Annotated in this window: 14 protein-coding genes; 12 read left to right on the plus strand and 2 right to left on the minus strand. The window is 67.5% G+C overall.

The genetic code is table 11. The features are described from left to right. Positions 1–4: 4 nt before the first annotated feature. The 4 genes from RIC54_RS16725 to RIC54_RS16740 are packed head-to-tail and all read left to right on the plus strand — an operon-like array spanning position 5 to position 3644. Entirely contained in the window at positions 5–823 is an 819-nt protein-coding gene (locus RIC54_RS16725) for a carbohydrate ABC transporter permease (RefSeq protein ID WP_350090406.1), read from the plus strand. 20 nt (positions 824–843) lie between these two features. After that, positions 844–1965, plus strand: a complete 1122-nt coding sequence (locus RIC54_RS16730; RefSeq protein ID WP_350090409.1) for an ABC transporter ATP-binding protein — start codon at positions 844–846, stop codon at positions 1963–1965. Positions 1966–1969: 4 nt separating this feature from the next. Next, positions 1970–2653 carry an RraA family protein gene (locus RIC54_RS16735; protein ID WP_350090416.1) on the plus strand — a complete coding sequence of 228 codons (684 nt, stop codon included), beginning with the start codon at positions 1970–1972 and terminating at the stop codon, positions 2651–2653. A gap of 10 nt (positions 2654–2663) precedes the next feature. Then, on the plus strand, positions 2664–3644 hold the full coding sequence (locus RIC54_RS16740) for a 2-hydroxyacid dehydrogenase (RefSeq protein ID WP_350090419.1): 981 nt from the start codon (positions 2664–2666) through the stop codon (positions 3642–3644). Positions 3645–3728: 84 nt separating this feature from the next. Here RIC54_RS16740 and RIC54_RS16745 read toward each other — a convergent pair whose 3' ends face one another. After that, a complete protein-coding gene (locus RIC54_RS16745; protein ID WP_350090422.1) occupies positions 3729–4355 on the minus strand; it encodes a 3-oxoacid CoA-transferase subunit B in 627 nt (208 codons plus the stop codon). A gap of 2 nt (positions 4356–4357) precedes the next feature. Beyond that, positions 4358–5056 carry a CoA transferase subunit A gene (locus RIC54_RS16750; RefSeq protein ID WP_350090425.1) on the minus strand — a complete coding sequence of 233 codons (699 nt, stop codon included), beginning with the start codon at positions 5054–5056 and terminating at the stop codon, positions 4358–4360. Between the two features lie 404 nt (positions 5057–5460). Here RIC54_RS16750 and RIC54_RS16755 point away from each other — a divergent pair, with 404 nt between their 5' ends. The 8 genes from RIC54_RS16755 to RIC54_RS16790 all read left to right on the plus strand — a co-directional run bounded on the left by RIC54_RS16755 (position 5461) and on the right by RIC54_RS16790 (position 15863). Continuing rightward, positions 5461–5907 carry a PAS domain-containing protein gene (locus RIC54_RS16755; RefSeq protein ID WP_350090428.1) on the plus strand — a complete coding sequence of 149 codons (447 nt, stop codon included), beginning with the start codon at positions 5461–5463 and terminating at the stop codon, positions 5905–5907. 14 nt (positions 5908–5921) lie between these two features. Next, the gene (locus RIC54_RS16760; RefSeq protein ID WP_350090431.1) at positions 5922–6305 is read left to right on the plus strand and encodes a RidA family protein; all 384 of its coding nucleotides are present in this window, start codon (positions 5922–5924) and stop codon (positions 6303–6305) included. Between the two features lie 123 nt (positions 6306–6428). Further along, a complete protein-coding gene (locus RIC54_RS16765) occupies positions 6429–7160 on the plus strand; it encodes an endonuclease III domain-containing protein (RefSeq protein ID WP_350090434.1) in 732 nt (243 codons plus the stop codon). A 50-nt stretch (positions 7161–7210) separates the two neighbouring features. Continuing rightward, positions 7211–7954, plus strand: coding sequence for an ImuA family protein (locus RIC54_RS16770; protein ID WP_350090438.1), 744 nt, complete (start codon positions 7211–7213; stop codon positions 7952–7954). Then, complete coding sequence (locus RIC54_RS16775; RefSeq protein ID WP_350090441.1) at positions 7845–9446, plus strand: Y-family DNA polymerase; 1602 nt, start codon at positions 7845–7847, stop codon at positions 9444–9446. Before RIC54_RS16770 ends, RIC54_RS16775 begins: the two co-directional genes overlap by 110 nt. Then, positions 9443–12664: an error-prone DNA polymerase gene (locus tag RIC54_RS16780; RefSeq protein WP_350151222.1), complete on the plus strand. Its 3222-nt coding sequence runs from the start codon at positions 9443–9445 to the stop codon at positions 12662–12664. The genes RIC54_RS16775 and RIC54_RS16780 overlap by 4 nt, the downstream gene beginning before the upstream one ends. A gap of 74 nt (positions 12665–12738) precedes the next feature. Continuing rightward, the gene (locus RIC54_RS16785; RefSeq protein ID WP_350090448.1) at positions 12739–14541 is read left to right on the plus strand and encodes a sensor histidine kinase; all 1803 of its coding nucleotides are present in this window, start codon (positions 12739–12741) and stop codon (positions 14539–14541) included. Continuing rightward, the gene (locus RIC54_RS16790) at positions 14538–15863 is read left to right on the plus strand and encodes a sigma-54-dependent transcriptional regulator (RefSeq protein WP_350090451.1); all 1326 of its coding nucleotides are present in this window, start codon (positions 14538–14540) and stop codon (positions 15861–15863) included. Before RIC54_RS16785 ends, RIC54_RS16790 begins: the two co-directional genes overlap by 4 nt. Positions 15864–15968: the final 105 nt, after the last annotated feature.

The following is a 15968-nucleotide window of genomic DNA, read 5'->3' on the forward strand; positions in this document are numbered from 1 at the left end:
GGTCATGGACTCAATGAAACGCTCGCTCGTCCTTCTGATCCTCTGCGGCTACACCATGTTCGCGGCCGGCCCGTTCCTGTGGGCGGCGATGCTGTCGCTGCGCACCACCACCGAGATCCATCTCGATCACTTCGCGCTGCCGAACCCGATCCATTGGGAAAAGTATCCCGACGCCTGGTTCAACTCGAACTACGCGACGTACTTCCTGAACTCGGTGGAGGTCGTGGTTGCCGCAGTGGTGATCGTCACGCTGATCGGCGCGATGGCGGCACACTGTCTGGCCCGCTACCGGTTCCGGTTCAACCGGCTGATCTACTTCGTGCTGTTCTCCACCATCATCTTCCCGCCCCAGGTCACCATCATCTCGCTGTTCCAGATCCTGGTGAACTACGGGCTGTACAACTCCAAGCTCGGGCTGGTGCTGGTCTACGTCGCGATCCAGTTGCCGCTGACCATCTATATTCTCGAGAGCTTTTTCGCCCGGATTCCCTCGGACCTCTTCGACGCCGCCCGGATGGACGGCTATTCGGACTGGGAGATCTTCTGGCGGGTCGCCCTGCCGATCGCGATGCCGGCGGTGACGACCGCGGTGATCCTGAACTTCATCCTGCTGTGGAACGAGTTCCTGTTCGCCGTGGTGCTGATCACCGACGAGGACAGCCGCACACTGCCGCTCGGCATCCAGCGCTTCCTCGGCGACACCCAGGAGGACATCGGGATGATCGCCACCGGCCTGATGATCGCGATCATCCCCGTCATCATCATCTACGGCTTCTTCTCTGAAAGACTGATCCAGGGCATGACCGCCGGCGCGGTCAAGTAGCCCGCAGAACGAGGATTCCAATGGCCGTCGTACGACTCGATGGACTGACCAAGCGCTACGACCGCAACCACCCGCCGGCGGCCGTTGGCATCGACCTGGAGATTGCCGACGGGGAGTTCATGGTCCTGCTCGGCCCCTCCGGCTGCGGCAAGACCACGACGCTGCGCATGGTTGCCGGGCTGGAGGCGATCACCGAGGGAACCGTGTCGATCGACGGCCGGGTGGTCAACGACATCCCCGCGAAGAACCGCGACATCGCCATGGTCTTCCAGTCCTACGCGCTGTACCCCCACATGTCGGTCAGGGACAATCTGGCGTTCGGCCTGCGTCGCCGAAAGATGCCGAGGGTCGAAATCGACCGGCGGGTTAGCGACGCGGCGGAAATTCTTGGCCTCACGGTGCTGCTGGACCGCAAGCCGCACGCCCTGTCCGGCGGCCAGCGGCAGCGCGTGGCGGTCGGCCGGGCCATCGTCCGCGACCCCAAGGTGTTCCTGTTTGACGAACCGCTGTCCAACCTGGATGCCGCCCTGCGGGTATCGACCCGCGCCGAGATCTCGGCCCTGCACCGCCGTCTGCAGGCAACGATGATCTACGTGACCCACGACCAGGTAGAAGCGATGACCCTGGGTACGCGCATCTGCATCATGAACGGTGGCCGCATCGCCCAGGTCGGCCGTCCGATGGAGGTCTACCGCACGCCGGCCGACACCTTCGTCGCCGGCTTCCTCGGCAACCCGCCGATGAACCTGCTGCCAGGCACGGCGACGGACGCTCCCGGAGGGTGTCGACTGCGGGTCGGCGGGATGCGGTTCGACATTCCGGAGCACCGCACTATCCCGTCCGCTCCAGGATTGGCGATGACGCTGGGTCTGCGGCCCGAGCGCGTGACCGTCCGGCCGACCGGTTCCTCGACCGAGGTAGCGATCACTGGCGAGGTCGTTCAGGTCGAAGCGCTGGGCGCGGAGACTCTGGTCTCGCTGCGGTTGCCCGACGTCGAGCCGCTGATGATCGCCCGGTTGCCGGGAGACAGCGAGGTGGCGATCGGCACCCGCACGGAGTTCTTCGCCGACATGGCCCTGGCGCATGTGTTCGATGCCGATGGGCGATCGATGACCGCGCAACGCGAACGTGAGGAGACATAGGCCGATGGCCGAGCCCGCGACACTGACCATACGACGGACTTTCCCGCGCCCGAGCGCGGCACAACTCGCACCCTTCCAGTCCGCGCCGACCGGATGGGTGGTCGACGCGCTGGGCCGCCGAGGGGCGCTGCCCCACTGGGTCCGGCCGATCTCCAAGGTCACCCGCTTCGTCGGTGTGGCGCTCACCGTCCGGACCCGCCCGGTCGACAACCTCGCACCCTATGCCGCCTTGAAGTTCGCCGTACCCGGCGACGTGCTGATCGTGGCGGCCGACGGCTCGGACTCCGCATCGGTGATGGGAGACATCCTGTTGGGCATGGCGCGCAACGCCGGGATCGTCGCCGCCGTCACGGACGGGCTGGTGCGCGATGTCGCCGGCATCGATCAGGTCGGGATACCGACTTTCGCACGCGGCCTGTCGCCCAACTCGCCGTTCAAGGACGGCCCGGGAGAGATCGGTCTGCCGATCACCCTCGGCGGGGTGTCGGTGAACGCCGGCGACCTGCTGGTGGGCGACATCGACGGGGTCGTGGTAGTGCCGTTCGCCCGGATCGACGCAGTGGGGCGCGAACTGAATGCGGTGGCCGACAAGGAGGCGCAGATGGAGCGCACGGTCGCCGACGGCGCATGCCAGCCCGGATGGCTGGACACGGTGCTGGCCGGGGACGGCGTCCGGTTCGTGGACTGAGGTATCCCCTATGTCCGAACCGCGCATCAGGGTCTTCTACAACAGCTTCGGATCGGGCGACCTGTACGACCTGATCGCGGAGGCCGGCGGACGGAAGTTCGAGTTGGTGTTCCTGGACGGCGATGACGATTCCGAGCGCTGTTCGAAGATCGCCGAGTGCGAGGCAGTCATCTGCGCCGCCGCCCCATTACGCAAACGACACATCGACGCTGGAACCCGGTTGCGCATCGTCCATCACCAAGGAGTCGGCTGGCAGGACACCACGGACTGGCAGGAGATCCGACGCCGTGGCCTGCCGCTGGCCCTTACGCCGGAAGGGACCACGATCGGAGTGGCCGAGCACACCGTGCTGCTGATGCTGGCGGCAGCCAAGCGGCTGCCGTACGCGGACGCCGAGCTCCGGCACGGCCGATGGCATGTCAACACGTTGCGCGGCGTGTCGCGCGAACTGTATGGCAAGACGATCGGCTATGTCGGAATGGGCCGGATCGCCGAAGCGGTCGCCGACCGTCTGAAGCGGTTCGGCTGCGCCGGAATCTATGCCGATCCGGGCGTCGAGTTGCCGGCGGAGCGGGCCTGCGAGTTGGGCCTGCGGCGCGGCGCCCTGGACGACGTGCTGCGTGCCGCCGACGTGCTGTCGATCCACGTCCCGCTGACCGAACAGACGCGGGGCCTGATCGGCCGGTCGGCCCTGGAGCGCCTGAAGCCCGGCGCGATTGTCGTCAACACCGCCCGGGGCGGCATCGTCGACGAGGCGGCGCTGGCCGATGGCCTGATCTCCGGGCACATCCTGGCCGCCGGGCTCGACGTCTTTGAGGTCGAGCCGCCAGCTGCCGGCAATCCCCTGTTCACGCTGCCGAACGTCGTGCTGACGCCACACATCTCGGCGGGTACCCGCGACGCGATGCGACAGAAGATGGATGCGTTGTTCACAAACCTCAGCCGGTTCTTCTCGACCGGCACCCTGCACAACCAGGTCAGGTTTCCCTGAACGCTGCTGATCGAGCCAGCAAGGCTCGTCGACGCTGGAAGTCGGAACCGCCGCGGTTGAGCCGCGGCAGTTCCGACCTGCGCATCAGACCAGGGTTGCCTCTGTTGCGTTGACCAGTTCCTCGGTCGAGACGCCGGGGGCGGTCTCGACCAGCTTCAGCCCGCCCTCCACAACGTCCAGCACGCCGAGGTTGGTGATGATCCGGTCGACGACGCCGGCGCCGGTCAACGGCAGGGTGCAGGCCTTCAGCACCTTCGACTCACCCTTCTTGTTGGTGTGGTCCATCACCACGACGACCCGGCCGACGCCAGCCACCAGGTCCATCGCCCCGCCCATGCCCTTGATCAGCTTGCCGGGGATCATCCAGTTGGCGAGGTCGCCGTTCTCCGCCACTTCCATGGCGCCGAGGATCGCCATCGCGATCTTGCCGCCGCGGATCATCCCGAACGAGGTCGCGCTGTCAAAGTAGGCGGTCCGCGCGAGCTCCGTGATGGTCTGCTTGCCGGCATTGATCAGGTCGGGGTCGACCTCGTTGTCCAGCGGGAAGGGCCCCATGCCGAGCATCCCGTTCTCGGACTGCAAGGTCACGTCGACCCCTTCAGGAATATAGTTGGAGACCAGCGTCGGGATGCCGATGCCAAGGTTGACATACATGCCGTCGGCCAGCTCCTGAGCGGCGCGGGCCGCCATCTGATTGCGATCCCATGCCATGATCAGGCCTCCCTCACGGTGCGTTGCTCGATGCGCTTCTCATGCTCGCCCTGGATCAGGCGGTGCACGTAGATGCCCGGAAGATGGATCATGTCCGGGTCGAGCGAGCCGCGCGGTACGATCTCCTCCACTTCGGCGATGCAGATCTTGCCGCAGCTGGCGGCCGGCGGATTGAAATTCCGCGCCGTCTTGCGGAACACCAGGTTGCCGGTGTCATCGGCCTTCCAGGCCTTGACGATCGACAGGTCGGCGACCAGCCCGCGCTCCAGGATGTAGGTGGTTCCGTCGAACTCCTTGTGCTCCTTACCCTTGGCGATGTCGGTGCCGACACCGGTCTTGGTGTAGAAGCCGGGAATGCCCGCACCGCCGGCCCGCATCCGTTCGGCCAGCGTGCCCTGCGGGTTGAACTCGACCTCCAGCTCGCCGTCGAGATACTGCCGCATGAACTCAGCGTTCTCCCCGACGTAGGAGCTGATCATCTTCTTCACCTGCTTGGTCTGCAGCAGGATGCCGATGCCGAAATCATCCACGCCGGCATTGTTCGACGCGAAGGTGAGATTCTTGGTGCCCGCCTCCTTGATGCCCTGCAGCAGCAGTTCCGGGATGCCGCACAGGCCGAACCCCCCGGCGGCGATCAACATGCCGTCAAACAGCACCCCATCAAGCGCCGACCGCGCATCGGGGTAGATTTTGTTGGCCATCAGGCGGCCTCCCTCGGCTGGAGAATGTTACGCGTTTGGTGGTGCTAGCCACCGTCGCCGGAGATTATCACACGGCTTTGCTATGCGAACGCTTTGCTGCATATGCGGTTGGGCGAAGCCGTCGGCTGTCCACCCCGACACGCAGCAGTGCGTGCGCTTGAACCTCAGCTGCCGGCGTGGTGTCAAGAAGCTCGTGCCCAAGGGCGGTCGCCCCGAAGGTCGCCGGACCGGCGTTGACCGCGAAGCCGATCCGTCCCGGCGCTCTGGCCGAACGACCACGCTCGATGCGCGGATGGGACTCATCGGACGGCCGGTTGACGTTCGTTGCGTGAGCGGACTTGCTAGGAGTGGTCGTGTCCATGCGAAGATCCGGTGTGGGCTGGCCGGGGCGGGAGAAATCAGTTGTGAATGAAGCGATCTCTCACCCGCTCCTTCACCAACTGTACGAGTACTGGGACAGCAAGCGCGCCGGTCGGACAATGCCGGCGCGGCATGATCTGGACCCGATCGAGATCCCCGAACTGCTGAGACACTTGATCCTGCTCGACATCACGCACGATCCGCTGCGCTTTCGCGTTCGCCTTTACGGAACCGGCGTCACAGAACTCCGCGGTCATGACCTGACCGGGCGGTTCCTGTACGAGGACGGGCTTACGCCGATCGGTCAGCAGACACGCCCGTGGAACGTTCGGACGGTGGAGAGCCGCGAACCACACTACACGGTTGGTGACTACACCGACATCAGCGACGGCCGAATCGGCACGTTCTATCGACTGGGGCTTCCCCTTTCGAGCAATGACGATACCGTGGATATGTTGATGATCGGGCTCATTCGCGAACGAGCCCGTTGACCGGAGGGGACGCCATGCCGATCGAACGCCTGATGGTGAAGGGCCAGATGGAGCCGGTCAGCCATTATTGTCACGTCGTGCGGGCGGGTGACTGGATCTGGCTGTCGGGCATGGTCGGGATGCGGGCCGACGGCTCGATTCCCGAAGGCACGGTCGAGCAGTTCCAGATCGCCCTCGACACCATCGACGTCTGCCTGCGCGAGGCTGGCGGACGCGCGGACCAGATCGTGAAGGTCCAGGTCTTCATGACCGACATCAGCGAGCGGGCAGCCATCAATCCGATCCGCCAGCGCTATTTCGGCGAGCACCGGCCGGCTTCGACGCTGGTCGAGGTATCGGCCCTGGTCGATCCCCGCATGAAGGTGGAGATTGAGGCGGTAGCGTACATCGGACCCTGAGGCGGGCGGAGCGAGTCCCGCAATTGCTTGGGTCTGAAAGTTCATTAATAACTACATATAGATAGACTCTGGCGATCAGGCTTTTTGCTTGAAAAGTTCCCTGTTTGTTCTCACGATGGGGACATGCAGCACAGCTTCAACTTCGGCGGACGCGATCAGGTTCTGGAGGCCCATGAGCGGTTGCTGGCGGCGTATGGCTTGCCGCCGGCCACGCTCCGGCTCGACCCGCTGAGCCAACTTGTTCTGGCGATGCTGGGAGGCCGCACCGTCGAAGCCATCGGCCTGCGCGCCTTCGAGGCGCTGGCCAACCGCGTCTCGCGCTGGGAGGAGGTGCTTCAGCTGTCCCAGACCGAGATCGAATCCCTGATCCGCAATGTCACCTATGCAAGCCGCAAGGCCATGCATGTGTCCCAGGCCCTGGCCGCCATCATCCGGCGCCGCGGTCGCCTGGATCTTAATTTCCTGGGCCAATGGTCGGTGGACAAGGCCCTGGCCTGGCTGCAAGCCCTGCCCGGCGTCGGTCCGAAGTCGAGCGCTGCCGTCCTCAACTTCAGCACGCTGCACCAGCGGGCTCTGGTCGTCGACACCCATCATTGGCGGGCCGCGCAACGCCTGCGCCTGATCCCCTGGCGAACCCCCATGGCCACCGCGGCCAACGCGCTGATGCGGCACTGTCCCGATGTCTGGACCGCCGACGATATGGAAACCCATCACCTGTTGTTCAAACACTTGGGACAGGATTGTTGCCGTCATGGTTGGCCCAGGTGCCGGGCCTGCCCGCTGCGGGAAATGTGCCCAGGCTCCGGCTGGTTTCAACCGCGCCAAATTGATTGTTTTTACAAGAACAAATCATGAACTTTAATATTTCTCGCCGACTCGAACCCCTCAAACCGCCAAAGCCGGCGGTGCATGAAACCTCGACGGTATCGCTCGGCGAGGCTGAGCTGGACGCGGCCCTGCCCGAGGGTGGGCTGGAACTGGGTGTGGTCCACGAGATCGTTCCGGCCGGCGCCGGTGACGTGGCGGCAGCGCTCGGCTTCAGCCTCGGCCTGCTGACCCGCATCGCCGGCAGCCGTCCGGGGCCGGTCCTGTGGACAGCGACTCAAGACCCTGCACGGCATGGCACGGCTTATCCGATCGGGCTGATGGCCACCGGCCTGGATCCTGGTCGGCTGATCCAAGTCAACGCGAGCGCCGCACGAGACATGCTCTGGACCTTGGAGGAGAGCCTGACGACAGCCGCGTTCGCCGCCGCCTTCGGCTTCCTGGCACGCGACGGCAGGCACTACGACTTCACTGCCAGCCGGCGCCTGTCGATGCGCGCCGCCGAAAGCGGCGGCACCGTGATCATCCTGCGTGTCGCCGCCGACACGAGCGGCAGCACCGCCGCCGCCACCCGCTGGTCGGTGTCGGCCCGGCCCAGCCTGCCGATCCGCTTTCCCGGCCACGCCATGCCCGGCCTCGGCCCGCCGCGCTGGCAGGTCGACCTGGTGCGCTGCAAGAGGGGCCGGCCGCGTGGGTGGCTGGTCGAGTGGGATCATGAAACGCTTCGTTTCCATCTGGCTGCCCCGCTGGCCGATCGAGCGCCGGTTCCGCGGCCCTCCGTCATTGCCGGCCGTTCCGGAACCGGCCGATCGCAAGCCGCGTGACGGTGCCGGCACACCGCGTGTGCTGGCCGCCGCGGCCCGGCACGGCCTGCGGGTCACCGCCGTCGATCCCCCGGCCGAACGCGCCGGGCTGAGCGTCGGCATGCCGCTGGCAGACGCCCGCGCCCTGTGCCCTGGACTGACAGTCGCCTCTGCCGATCCCGAGGGCGACGCCGCCGCCCTGCACCGCCTTGCCCTGTGGTGCGGCCGCTACAGCCCGTGGACGGCAGTCGACCCAACGGATGGCGTCGCCCTCGACATCACCGGCTGCGCTCATCTGTTCGGCGGCGAGGCTGCCCTGCTCGACAACATTCACAACCGGCTGAACGGCTTCGGCCTGACGGTGCGGCTGGCCGCCGCTCCGACCCTGGGTGCCGCCTGGGCCGCTGCCCGCCACGCACCGGGACCGCGCACCATCGTCGCCGACGGTGCCGTCGAGAACGTGCTGGCTCCCCTGCCGCTCGCCGCCCTGCGAATGGACGACACCGTCGTCGACGCCCTGGCCCAGGTTGGGCTGAAGCGGGTATGCGACGTGCTGGATCAACCGTCAGCCCCGCTGACCGCCCGGTTCGGCCCGCTTCTCGTCACCCGCCTCGACCAGGCCACGGGCCGCCAGGCCGAGACCCTGCACGGCCTCATGCCGCCACCGGTGCACGAGGCCCGGCGCAGCTTCGTCGATCCGATCGTCCTGACCGCCGATGTCGAGCGCGCGGTCGCCGGCCTCGCCGACGACCTTGCCGCCCGGCTTGCGGACGCCGGGGTCGGCGCCCGCCGGCTGGACCTGCGGCTCTACCGGATCGATGGCCGGGTCCGTTCGGAGGTCGTTCGAACCAGCGGGCTGTGCCGCCGCGCCGATCATATCGTCCGGCTGTTCCGGGAACGGCTGGACCAGCGCGCCGAGGAGATCGACACCGGATTCGGCATCGAGGTCATGACCCTGAGCGCGCTGGCGGTTGAACCGTTCGTCGCCCGCCAGAACGCCCTGCAGGCCGGTGCCGATCAGGCCGCGCTGTCCGACGACATCGCCCGCCTGCTCGACCGCTTCGGCAACCGCTTCGGGTTCGACCGGGTGGTCCGCTTCGTCCCGCAGGCCAGCGCCCTGCCGGAACGGGCGGTCCGGGCCGTGCCGGTGCTCGACAGTCCCCGGCCGGACGACTGGATGGCGCATCTGCGCGCCGCCCAGGGCGGCCGTCAGCTCGGTCGGCCGCTGCTGATGATCATGCCGCCGGACCCGATCACCACCCTGGCCGAGGTTCCGGACGGACCGCCGATGTTGTTCGAGTGGCGGCGCCTCGTCCACCGGGTCACCCGGGCGGACGGGCCGGAGCGCCTGGCACCGGAATGGTGGCGGCCACGCAACGGCGACGGCCGGTACACCCGCGACTATTACCGGGTCGAGGATTCCGAGGGCCGACGGTTCTGGCTGTACCGCGAGGGGCTGTACGAGCGGCCCGGCGACACGCCGCGCTGGTTCCTGCACGGGGTGCTGGCATGAACGCGGGATTCGCCGAACTGGCGGTCTCCAGCAATTTCAGCTTCCTGCGCGGCGCCTCGCATCCTCGGGAACTGATCGAGGCTGCGGCCGCACTCGGCCTCGCCGCCGTCGGAATTGCCGACCGCAACACCCTGGCCGGCGTGGTGCGGGCGCACGCGGCTGCCAAGAAGCATCGTATCCAGCTGCTGGTCGGCTCCCGGCTGGTGCTGGAGAACGGTTTCGAGACCCTGTGCTTTCCGACCGACCGTGCCGCATACGGACGGCTGACCAAGTTGCTGACCTTCGGCAACCGCCGGGCACCGAAGGGGCAATGCCGGCTGTCGCTGGACGACGCGCTGATGTTCGGCGACGGGCAGGTGTTCGTCGCCATGCCGCCTTATGAGGATGTGGAACGCATCGTCGGCGACCTCGGCCGCCTGGCCGGCGCTTTTCCTGGCCATGTGTATCTGGCGGCGACCCTGCCGCGGCGCGGCGACGACCGGGCCCGGCTCACCCGGCTGCAAGACCTGTCGGACACCCACGGCACACCGCTGGTCGCCACCGGCGACGTGCTGTACCACACCCCTGCCCGCCGGCCGCTGCAGGATGCCCTGACCTGCATCCGCGAGCACTGCACGATCGACGACGCCGGGTTCCGCCTGCAGCTCAACGCCGAGCGGCACCTGAAGGCCCCCGCCGAAATGCGGCGGCTGTTCGCCGGATACGAGGATACACTCGACCGTACCCTGGAGGTGGCGCAGCGCTGCCGGTTCTCGCTCGCCGAGCTGTCCTACGAGTACCCCGACGAGCCGAGCGGCCGGAGCGACACGCCGCAGGAAGAACTGGAGCGACTGACCTGGCAGGGCGCCGCCGAACGTCTGCCCAACCTGACCGATGAACTGCGGAACACGATCAGGCGTGAACTGGCGCTGATCGCCTCAAAGCAGTACGCCCCCTACTTCCTCACGGTGCACGACATCGTGCGCTACGCCCGTTCCCTCGATCCCCCGATCCTGTGCCAGGGCCGGGGTTCGGCCGCCAATTCGGCCGTCTGCTTCTGCCTCGGCGTCACCGCAGTCAACCCGACCGAGATCGACCTGCTGTTCGAGCGCTTCATCTCTGACGACCGGGATGAGCCGCCCGACATCGACGTGGATTTCGAACACGAGCGCCGGGAAGAGGTGATCCAGTACATCTACGGCAAGTACGGCCGGCATCGGGCCGGCTTGGCCGCCACGGTCATCTCCTACCGTACCCGCAGCGCAATCCGCGATGTCGGCAAGGCGCTTGGCCTGTCGGCGGACATCGTCGGCGCGCTGGCCGGCTCGGTCTGGGGCTGGTCGTCGGAGGGTGTCGACAAGGCCCGGGTCGTCGAAGCCGGCCTGGACCCGACCGACCCCCGGCTGTCCCAGGCGCTGCGGCTGGCCCGCGAACTGATCGGCTTCCCCCGCCACCTGTCCCAACACGTCGGCGGCTTCGTCATCACCCGCGGCCCGCTGGAGGAACTGGTCCCGATCGCCAACGCCGCCATGAAGGACCGGACCATGGTGGAATGGGACAAGGACGATCTGGACGAGTTGAGCATCCTGAAGGTCGACGTGCTGGCGCTCGGCATGCTGACGTGCCTGCGCAAGGGCTTCGACCTGCTGCGCGATCACTACGGCCGGCAGGTCAGCCTTGCGACAATCCCGCGCGAGGACCCGCGGGTCTACGCCATGATCCAGAAGGCCGACACCGTCGGGGTCTTCCAGATCGAGCGCCGGGCCCAGATGTCGATGCTGCCGCGCCTGCGGCCTGCGAATTTCGATGACCTTGTGATCGAAATCGCCATCGTGCGGCCCGGGCCGATCCAGGGCGACATGGTGCATCCCTATCTGCGGCGGCGGCAGGGGCTGGAGCCGGTGCAGAAGTTCGGATCCAGACTGGACGCGGTGCTCCACAAGACCCTGGGCGTGCCGCTGTTCCAGGAGCAGGCCATGAAGATCGCCATGGTCGGCGCCGGATTCTCCGCCGGCGAGGCCGACGGACTGCGCCGCGCCATGGCGACGTTCCGGCGCAACGGCGAGATCGGCGGCTTCCGCGAGCGGTTCATCGCCGGAATGCTCGGCAACGGCTATCCGCCCGCGTTCGCCGAGAGCTGCTTCAAGCAGATCGAAGGGTTCAGCGACTACGGCTTCCCGGAAAGCCACTCCGCCAGCTTTGCGCTGCTGGCCTACGCGTCGTCCTGGCTGAAATGCCATTACCCGGATGTTTTCGCCTGCGCGATCCTGAACGCCCAGCCGATGGGCTTCTATTCTTCGTCCTCGCTGGTCCGCGACTTCCGCGAACACGGCGGCGAGGTTCGTCCGGTCGACGTCAATCACAGCGTCTGGGATCACAGCCTGGAGCCGGCCGGTCGTCGGTTCGCGCTGCGCCTCGGCCTGCGACAGGTCGACGGCCTGGGCGAGGCCGCTGCCGGACGCCTGACCGACGTTCGGGGGCGCGGTTTCGACAGCGTGCGCGACGTGTATTTCCGGACCCGCCTGCCGGTCCGTGCGCTCACCCACCTGGCCCGCGCCGATGCCTTCCGGTCGATCGGCCTCGACCGGCGGGCCGCCTTGTGGGCGGTCCAGAGCCTGGGCGGGCCGCAGGGTGGCCGGGCGGCGGTCGAGGACCTGCCGCTGTTCGCGCCGACCGGCGGTACCCTGGAGACCCCATTCCAGGACGAGGAGGAGATCGCCCTGCCGGCCATGCCGCTCGGCGAGCATGTGGTGGAGGATTACCGCACCCTGCGCCTGTCGCTGAAGGCGCACCCCGTGTCGTTCCTGCGCGACCGGTTGACCACCCGCCGGGTGCTGCGCGCCAATGCCCTGGCCCGCCACCCGGCGAACCGGCGAGTGCGCGTGGCCGGGCTGGTGCTGGTGCGCCAGCGGCCGGGCACGGCCAGCGGCGTGATCTTCATGACCCTGGAGGACGAGACCGGCATCGCCAACATCATCGTCTGGCCGAAGGTGTTCGAGCAGTGGCGCAAGACCGTGCTGTCGGCCCGGCTGATCGTGGTCGACGGCATGCTGCAGAAGGAGCAGGACGTCGTCCACGTGATCGCCCGAACCATCGACGATTTGAGCATCGAGCTGTTCGACACCCTGGCCGAACCCGGCCCGTCATCCACCCCGACCATCACGCGCGCAAACACTCAGAACCCGCGCAGGCACCCGCGCGACGTCCGAGTGCTGCCCAAGGGGCGGAACTTCCACTGAGCATCGACCCGGCTACGCCCGCCGACGAGCGATTCTTCCTCGCCGGCGGCCGAATCTGCTCTATGAATCGCCGCATGATCGGACGTCGCAACAGCGTGATCGCGCTTGCCCTGCTGCTCGGCGTGGCGGCTCTGTCCACCGCTGCCTGGCAGGTGACGCTGGACGCCGGCCGGGCGCGCCTGTCGCGCGAACTGGTCGACAAGCTGACGGTCACCGGCCGCGCCGTGGTGAGCGAGGTTGAGCGCTTCCGCTACCTGCCAGGCGTGCTGGCCCAGGATCCGCGCGTCACTGCATTGGTCGAGCGCGGCAACGCCGCCGATCTCGTCGATACCGCCAACCGCTACCTGACCCGGGTGCGCGACCACGCCGGCGCCGACGAGGTGTACGTGCTGGACGCCGAAGGCACGACCTTGGCCGCCAGCAACTGGGCGGACGAGACCAGCTTCGTCGGCCGGAACTACCGGTTCCGATCCTACTTCAAGGACGCCATGACAAAAGGCGACGGCCGGTTCTACGCGGTCGGCGTGACCACCGGCAAACCGGGCTACTTCCTGTCCTCGCGGATCGAGACCGCCTCCGGCGCCCGCGGCGTGGCGGTCGTCAAGGTCGACATGGCGCCGCTGGAGATCGCCTGGGCAAGGGCCGGCGAACGTGCCGGCGTCGCCGACCCGTCCGGCGTCATCTTCCTCACCGGCCACCTGCCCTGGAAGTACCGGCCGATCGACCCGCTCTCGGCCGAAGCCATGCAGGCCATCGTCGAGGCCCGGCAGTACGACGGCGTGCGCCTCGCCAAGACCCCGTCGCTGACCACCGGTGCTCCGGAGGACGATACCGCCGAGACGCTGGTCGACCACGGCGAGGAACTGCTTCTCCGCCGGCGCCGGCTTGCGCCGGACGGCTGGCGACTGTTCGCCACCGCCTCGCTGACGCCGGTGCTGCAGCAGGCCCGGCTGGCGGGGCTGGTCACCGCGTTCGGCAGCTTGCTGGTCGCGGCCGTCCTGTTGTTCCTGCGCCAGCGTCGGCAACTCGTCCGGATGCGGTTGGACGCTCACGCGGCGTTGGAACGCCGGGTCGTTGAACGCACCCGGGAACTGGCCCGCGAGGTGGAAGAACGCAAGCGCGCCGAGGCCGATCTGCGGGCCGCCCAGGAGGACCTGATCCAGGCCGCCAAGCTGGCGGCCCTGGGGCGGATGTCGACCGCGATCGTCCACGAGGTCAGCCAGCCCCTGGCCGCCATGGAAACCACCCTGGCGTCGACCGCCCTGCTTGCCGAGCGCGGCAAGCCGGACGACGTGAAGCGCACCGTCGCCACCGCCCGTGACCTGATCCGCCGCATGCAGCGAACGGTGCACCATCTGAAAAACTTCGCCCGGAAGGACAAGGGCGGGTTCGCTCCACTTGACGTCGTTCGGGTGGTCGAGGCCGCGGTGGAGTTGGCCTCCCATCGGGCTCGCAACCAGGGGCTCACGATCGGCCTGACCGGTGCAGCACAATTGCCCGCTGTCCACGGCCATGCGGTGCGGCTCGAACAGGTGGTCATCAACCTGCTGGTCAACGCTCTCGATGCGGTTCAGACAGTGCCCAATCCGGATGTCCGCGTCGACCTCGCGACCAGTGACGGCGTGGTTTCCATTGCCGTCCATGACAACGGCACCGGCATCGATGCCGATGTGCACGATCGCATCACCGAGCCGTTCTTCACCACCAAACGGACCGGAGAAGGCCTCGGTCTCGGGCTGGCGATCTCCCGGGCGATCGTGGAGGAGTTGGGCGGCACTCTGAACTTCACGGCCGGACCGACGGGCGGCAGCGTGTTCACCGTCACGCTGCCGGTATCCGATACCGTCTCCAGGCCGGTGGCGGAGGCTGCCGAGTGAACCGCGGCTGCGTCCTGTTCGTCGACGACGAGGAGCAACTGCGCACCTCCGCCGCCGAGTGGCTGTCGCTATCCGGATTCCAGGTGACGACGGCGGACAGCGTCGACACTGCGGAGAGCATGCTCGCCGAGCGGCCCTGCGATGTGGTCGTGACCGATCTGCGTATGCCGTTGCGCGACGGCATGGCGCTGCTCGACGCATCCGGCCGCCGCGATCCCGACCTGCCGGTGGTGATGCTGACCGGCCACGGCGACGTCAGCGCTGCGGTCGAGGCGATGCACCGCGGGGCGCATGATTTCCTGGAAAAACCTTACGACGCCGATCATCTGGTGGTTGTTCTGGACCGGGCGGTGCGCCAGCGCAGGCTGTCCATGGAACTGGCTCGCCTGCGCGCCGCCGCCGGCGATCGGCGCGCCATCGAGGACCGCCTGGTCGGCGTATCTTCGGCGATCGGCGAGTTGCGCGACCGCGTCCTGCAGCTCGCCGGGATTGACGTCGACGTGCTGGTCGTGGGCGAGACCGGCACGGGCAAGGAAATCGTCGCCCGCGCGCTTCACGACCTGGGTCCGCGCGCGTCCGGGAACTTCGTGGCGATCAACTGTGCGGCGGTACCGGAGGCAGTGTTCGAGAGCGAGATCTTCGGCCATGCCCGCGGCGCGTTCACGGGCGCCTCTGTTGAGCGGGTCGGCAAGTTCGCCCATGCGCATGGCGGCACCGTGTTCCTTGACGAGATCGAGTCGATGCCGCCGGCCCTGCAGGCCAAGGTGCTGCGGGCCATCCAGGAACGGGTGGTCGAACCGCTCGGCGGAAACCGGCAATCCGCCATCGACGTGCGCTTCGTGGCGGCGTCCAAGGTCGACCTGCGGGCGGAGAGCGAGGCCGGTCGCTTCCGCCCGGACCTCTACTACCGCCTAAGCACGGTGGAGTTGACGATTCCGCCGCTGCGCGACCGGCGCGACGATATCGCGCTGCTGTACAGAAGTTTCGTCGGCGATGCCGAGCGGCGCTTCAACGTAACTGCTCCACCGGTCACCCCGGCTGCACTCACCGACCTTGCCGACCGGCCATGGCCCGGCAACATCCGCGAGCTGAAGGCCCACGCCGAGCGGACCGCATTGTCGCTGCACCGCCCGGGACGCAGTGCGGCACCCGCGGCCAACCTGTCTCTCCCCGACGAAGTCGCCCGGTTCGAAGCGCGGTGCATCCGCGAGGCGCTGGAGGTCGCCGAGTGGTCGACGGCCGTGGCGGCCGAGCGGCTGGGCATTCCGCGCCGCACCCTGAACGAAAAGATCGCCCGCTACGGCCTGAAGCGCGGCGGCTGAGGCACTCGGGCGGCATTCCGCTCCGACCGCAGCCTTCCTGGCGGATTTTTGCCCGAGACAGCCAACAGCCTTCGCCTCAACCCACTGATATTCAAACAAATCGGT

This window comes from Thalassobaculum sp., assembly GCF_040219215.1.
In the GTDB taxonomy this organism is placed as follows: Bacteria; Pseudomonadota; Alphaproteobacteria; order Thalassobaculales; family Thalassobaculaceae; genus Thalassobaculum_A.

Coding starts and splice junctions, on each gene's coding strand:
- RIC54_RS16725 (WP_350090406.1), top strand. CDS start 5: ATGGACTCAATGAAACGCTCGCTCGTCCTTCTGATCCTCTGCGGCTAC.
- RIC54_RS16730 (WP_350090409.1), top strand. CDS start 844: ATGGCCGTCGTACGACTCGATGGACTGACCAAGCGCTACGACCGCAAC.
- RIC54_RS16735 (WP_350090416.1), top strand. CDS start 1,970: ATGGCCGAGCCCGCGACACTGACCATACGACGGACTTTCCCGCGCCCG.
- RIC54_RS16740 (WP_350090419.1), top strand. CDS start 2,664: ATGTCCGAACCGCGCATCAGGGTCTTCTACAACAGCTTCGGATCGGGC.
- RIC54_RS16745 (WP_350090422.1), bottom strand. CDS start 4,355: ATGGCATGGGATCGCAATCAGATGGCGGCCCGCGCCGCTCAGGAGCTG.
- RIC54_RS16750 (WP_350090425.1), bottom strand. CDS start 5,056: ATGGCCAACAAAATCTACCCCGATGCGCGGTCGGCGCTTGATGGGGTG.
- RIC54_RS16760 (WP_350090431.1), top strand. CDS start 5,922: ATGCCGATCGAACGCCTGATGGTGAAGGGCCAGATGGAGCCGGTCAGC.
- RIC54_RS16765 (WP_350090434.1), top strand. CDS start 6,429: ATGCAGCACAGCTTCAACTTCGGCGGACGCGATCAGGTTCTGGAGGCC.
- RIC54_RS16775 (WP_350090441.1), top strand. CDS start 7,845: ATGAAACGCTTCGTTTCCATCTGGCTGCCCCGCTGGCCGATCGAGCGC.
- RIC54_RS16780 (WP_350151222.1), top strand. CDS start 9,443: ATGAACGCGGGATTCGCCGAACTGGCGGTCTCCAGCAATTTCAGCTTC.
- RIC54_RS16785 (WP_350090448.1), top strand. CDS start 12,739: ATGATCGGACGTCGCAACAGCGTGATCGCGCTTGCCCTGCTGCTCGGC.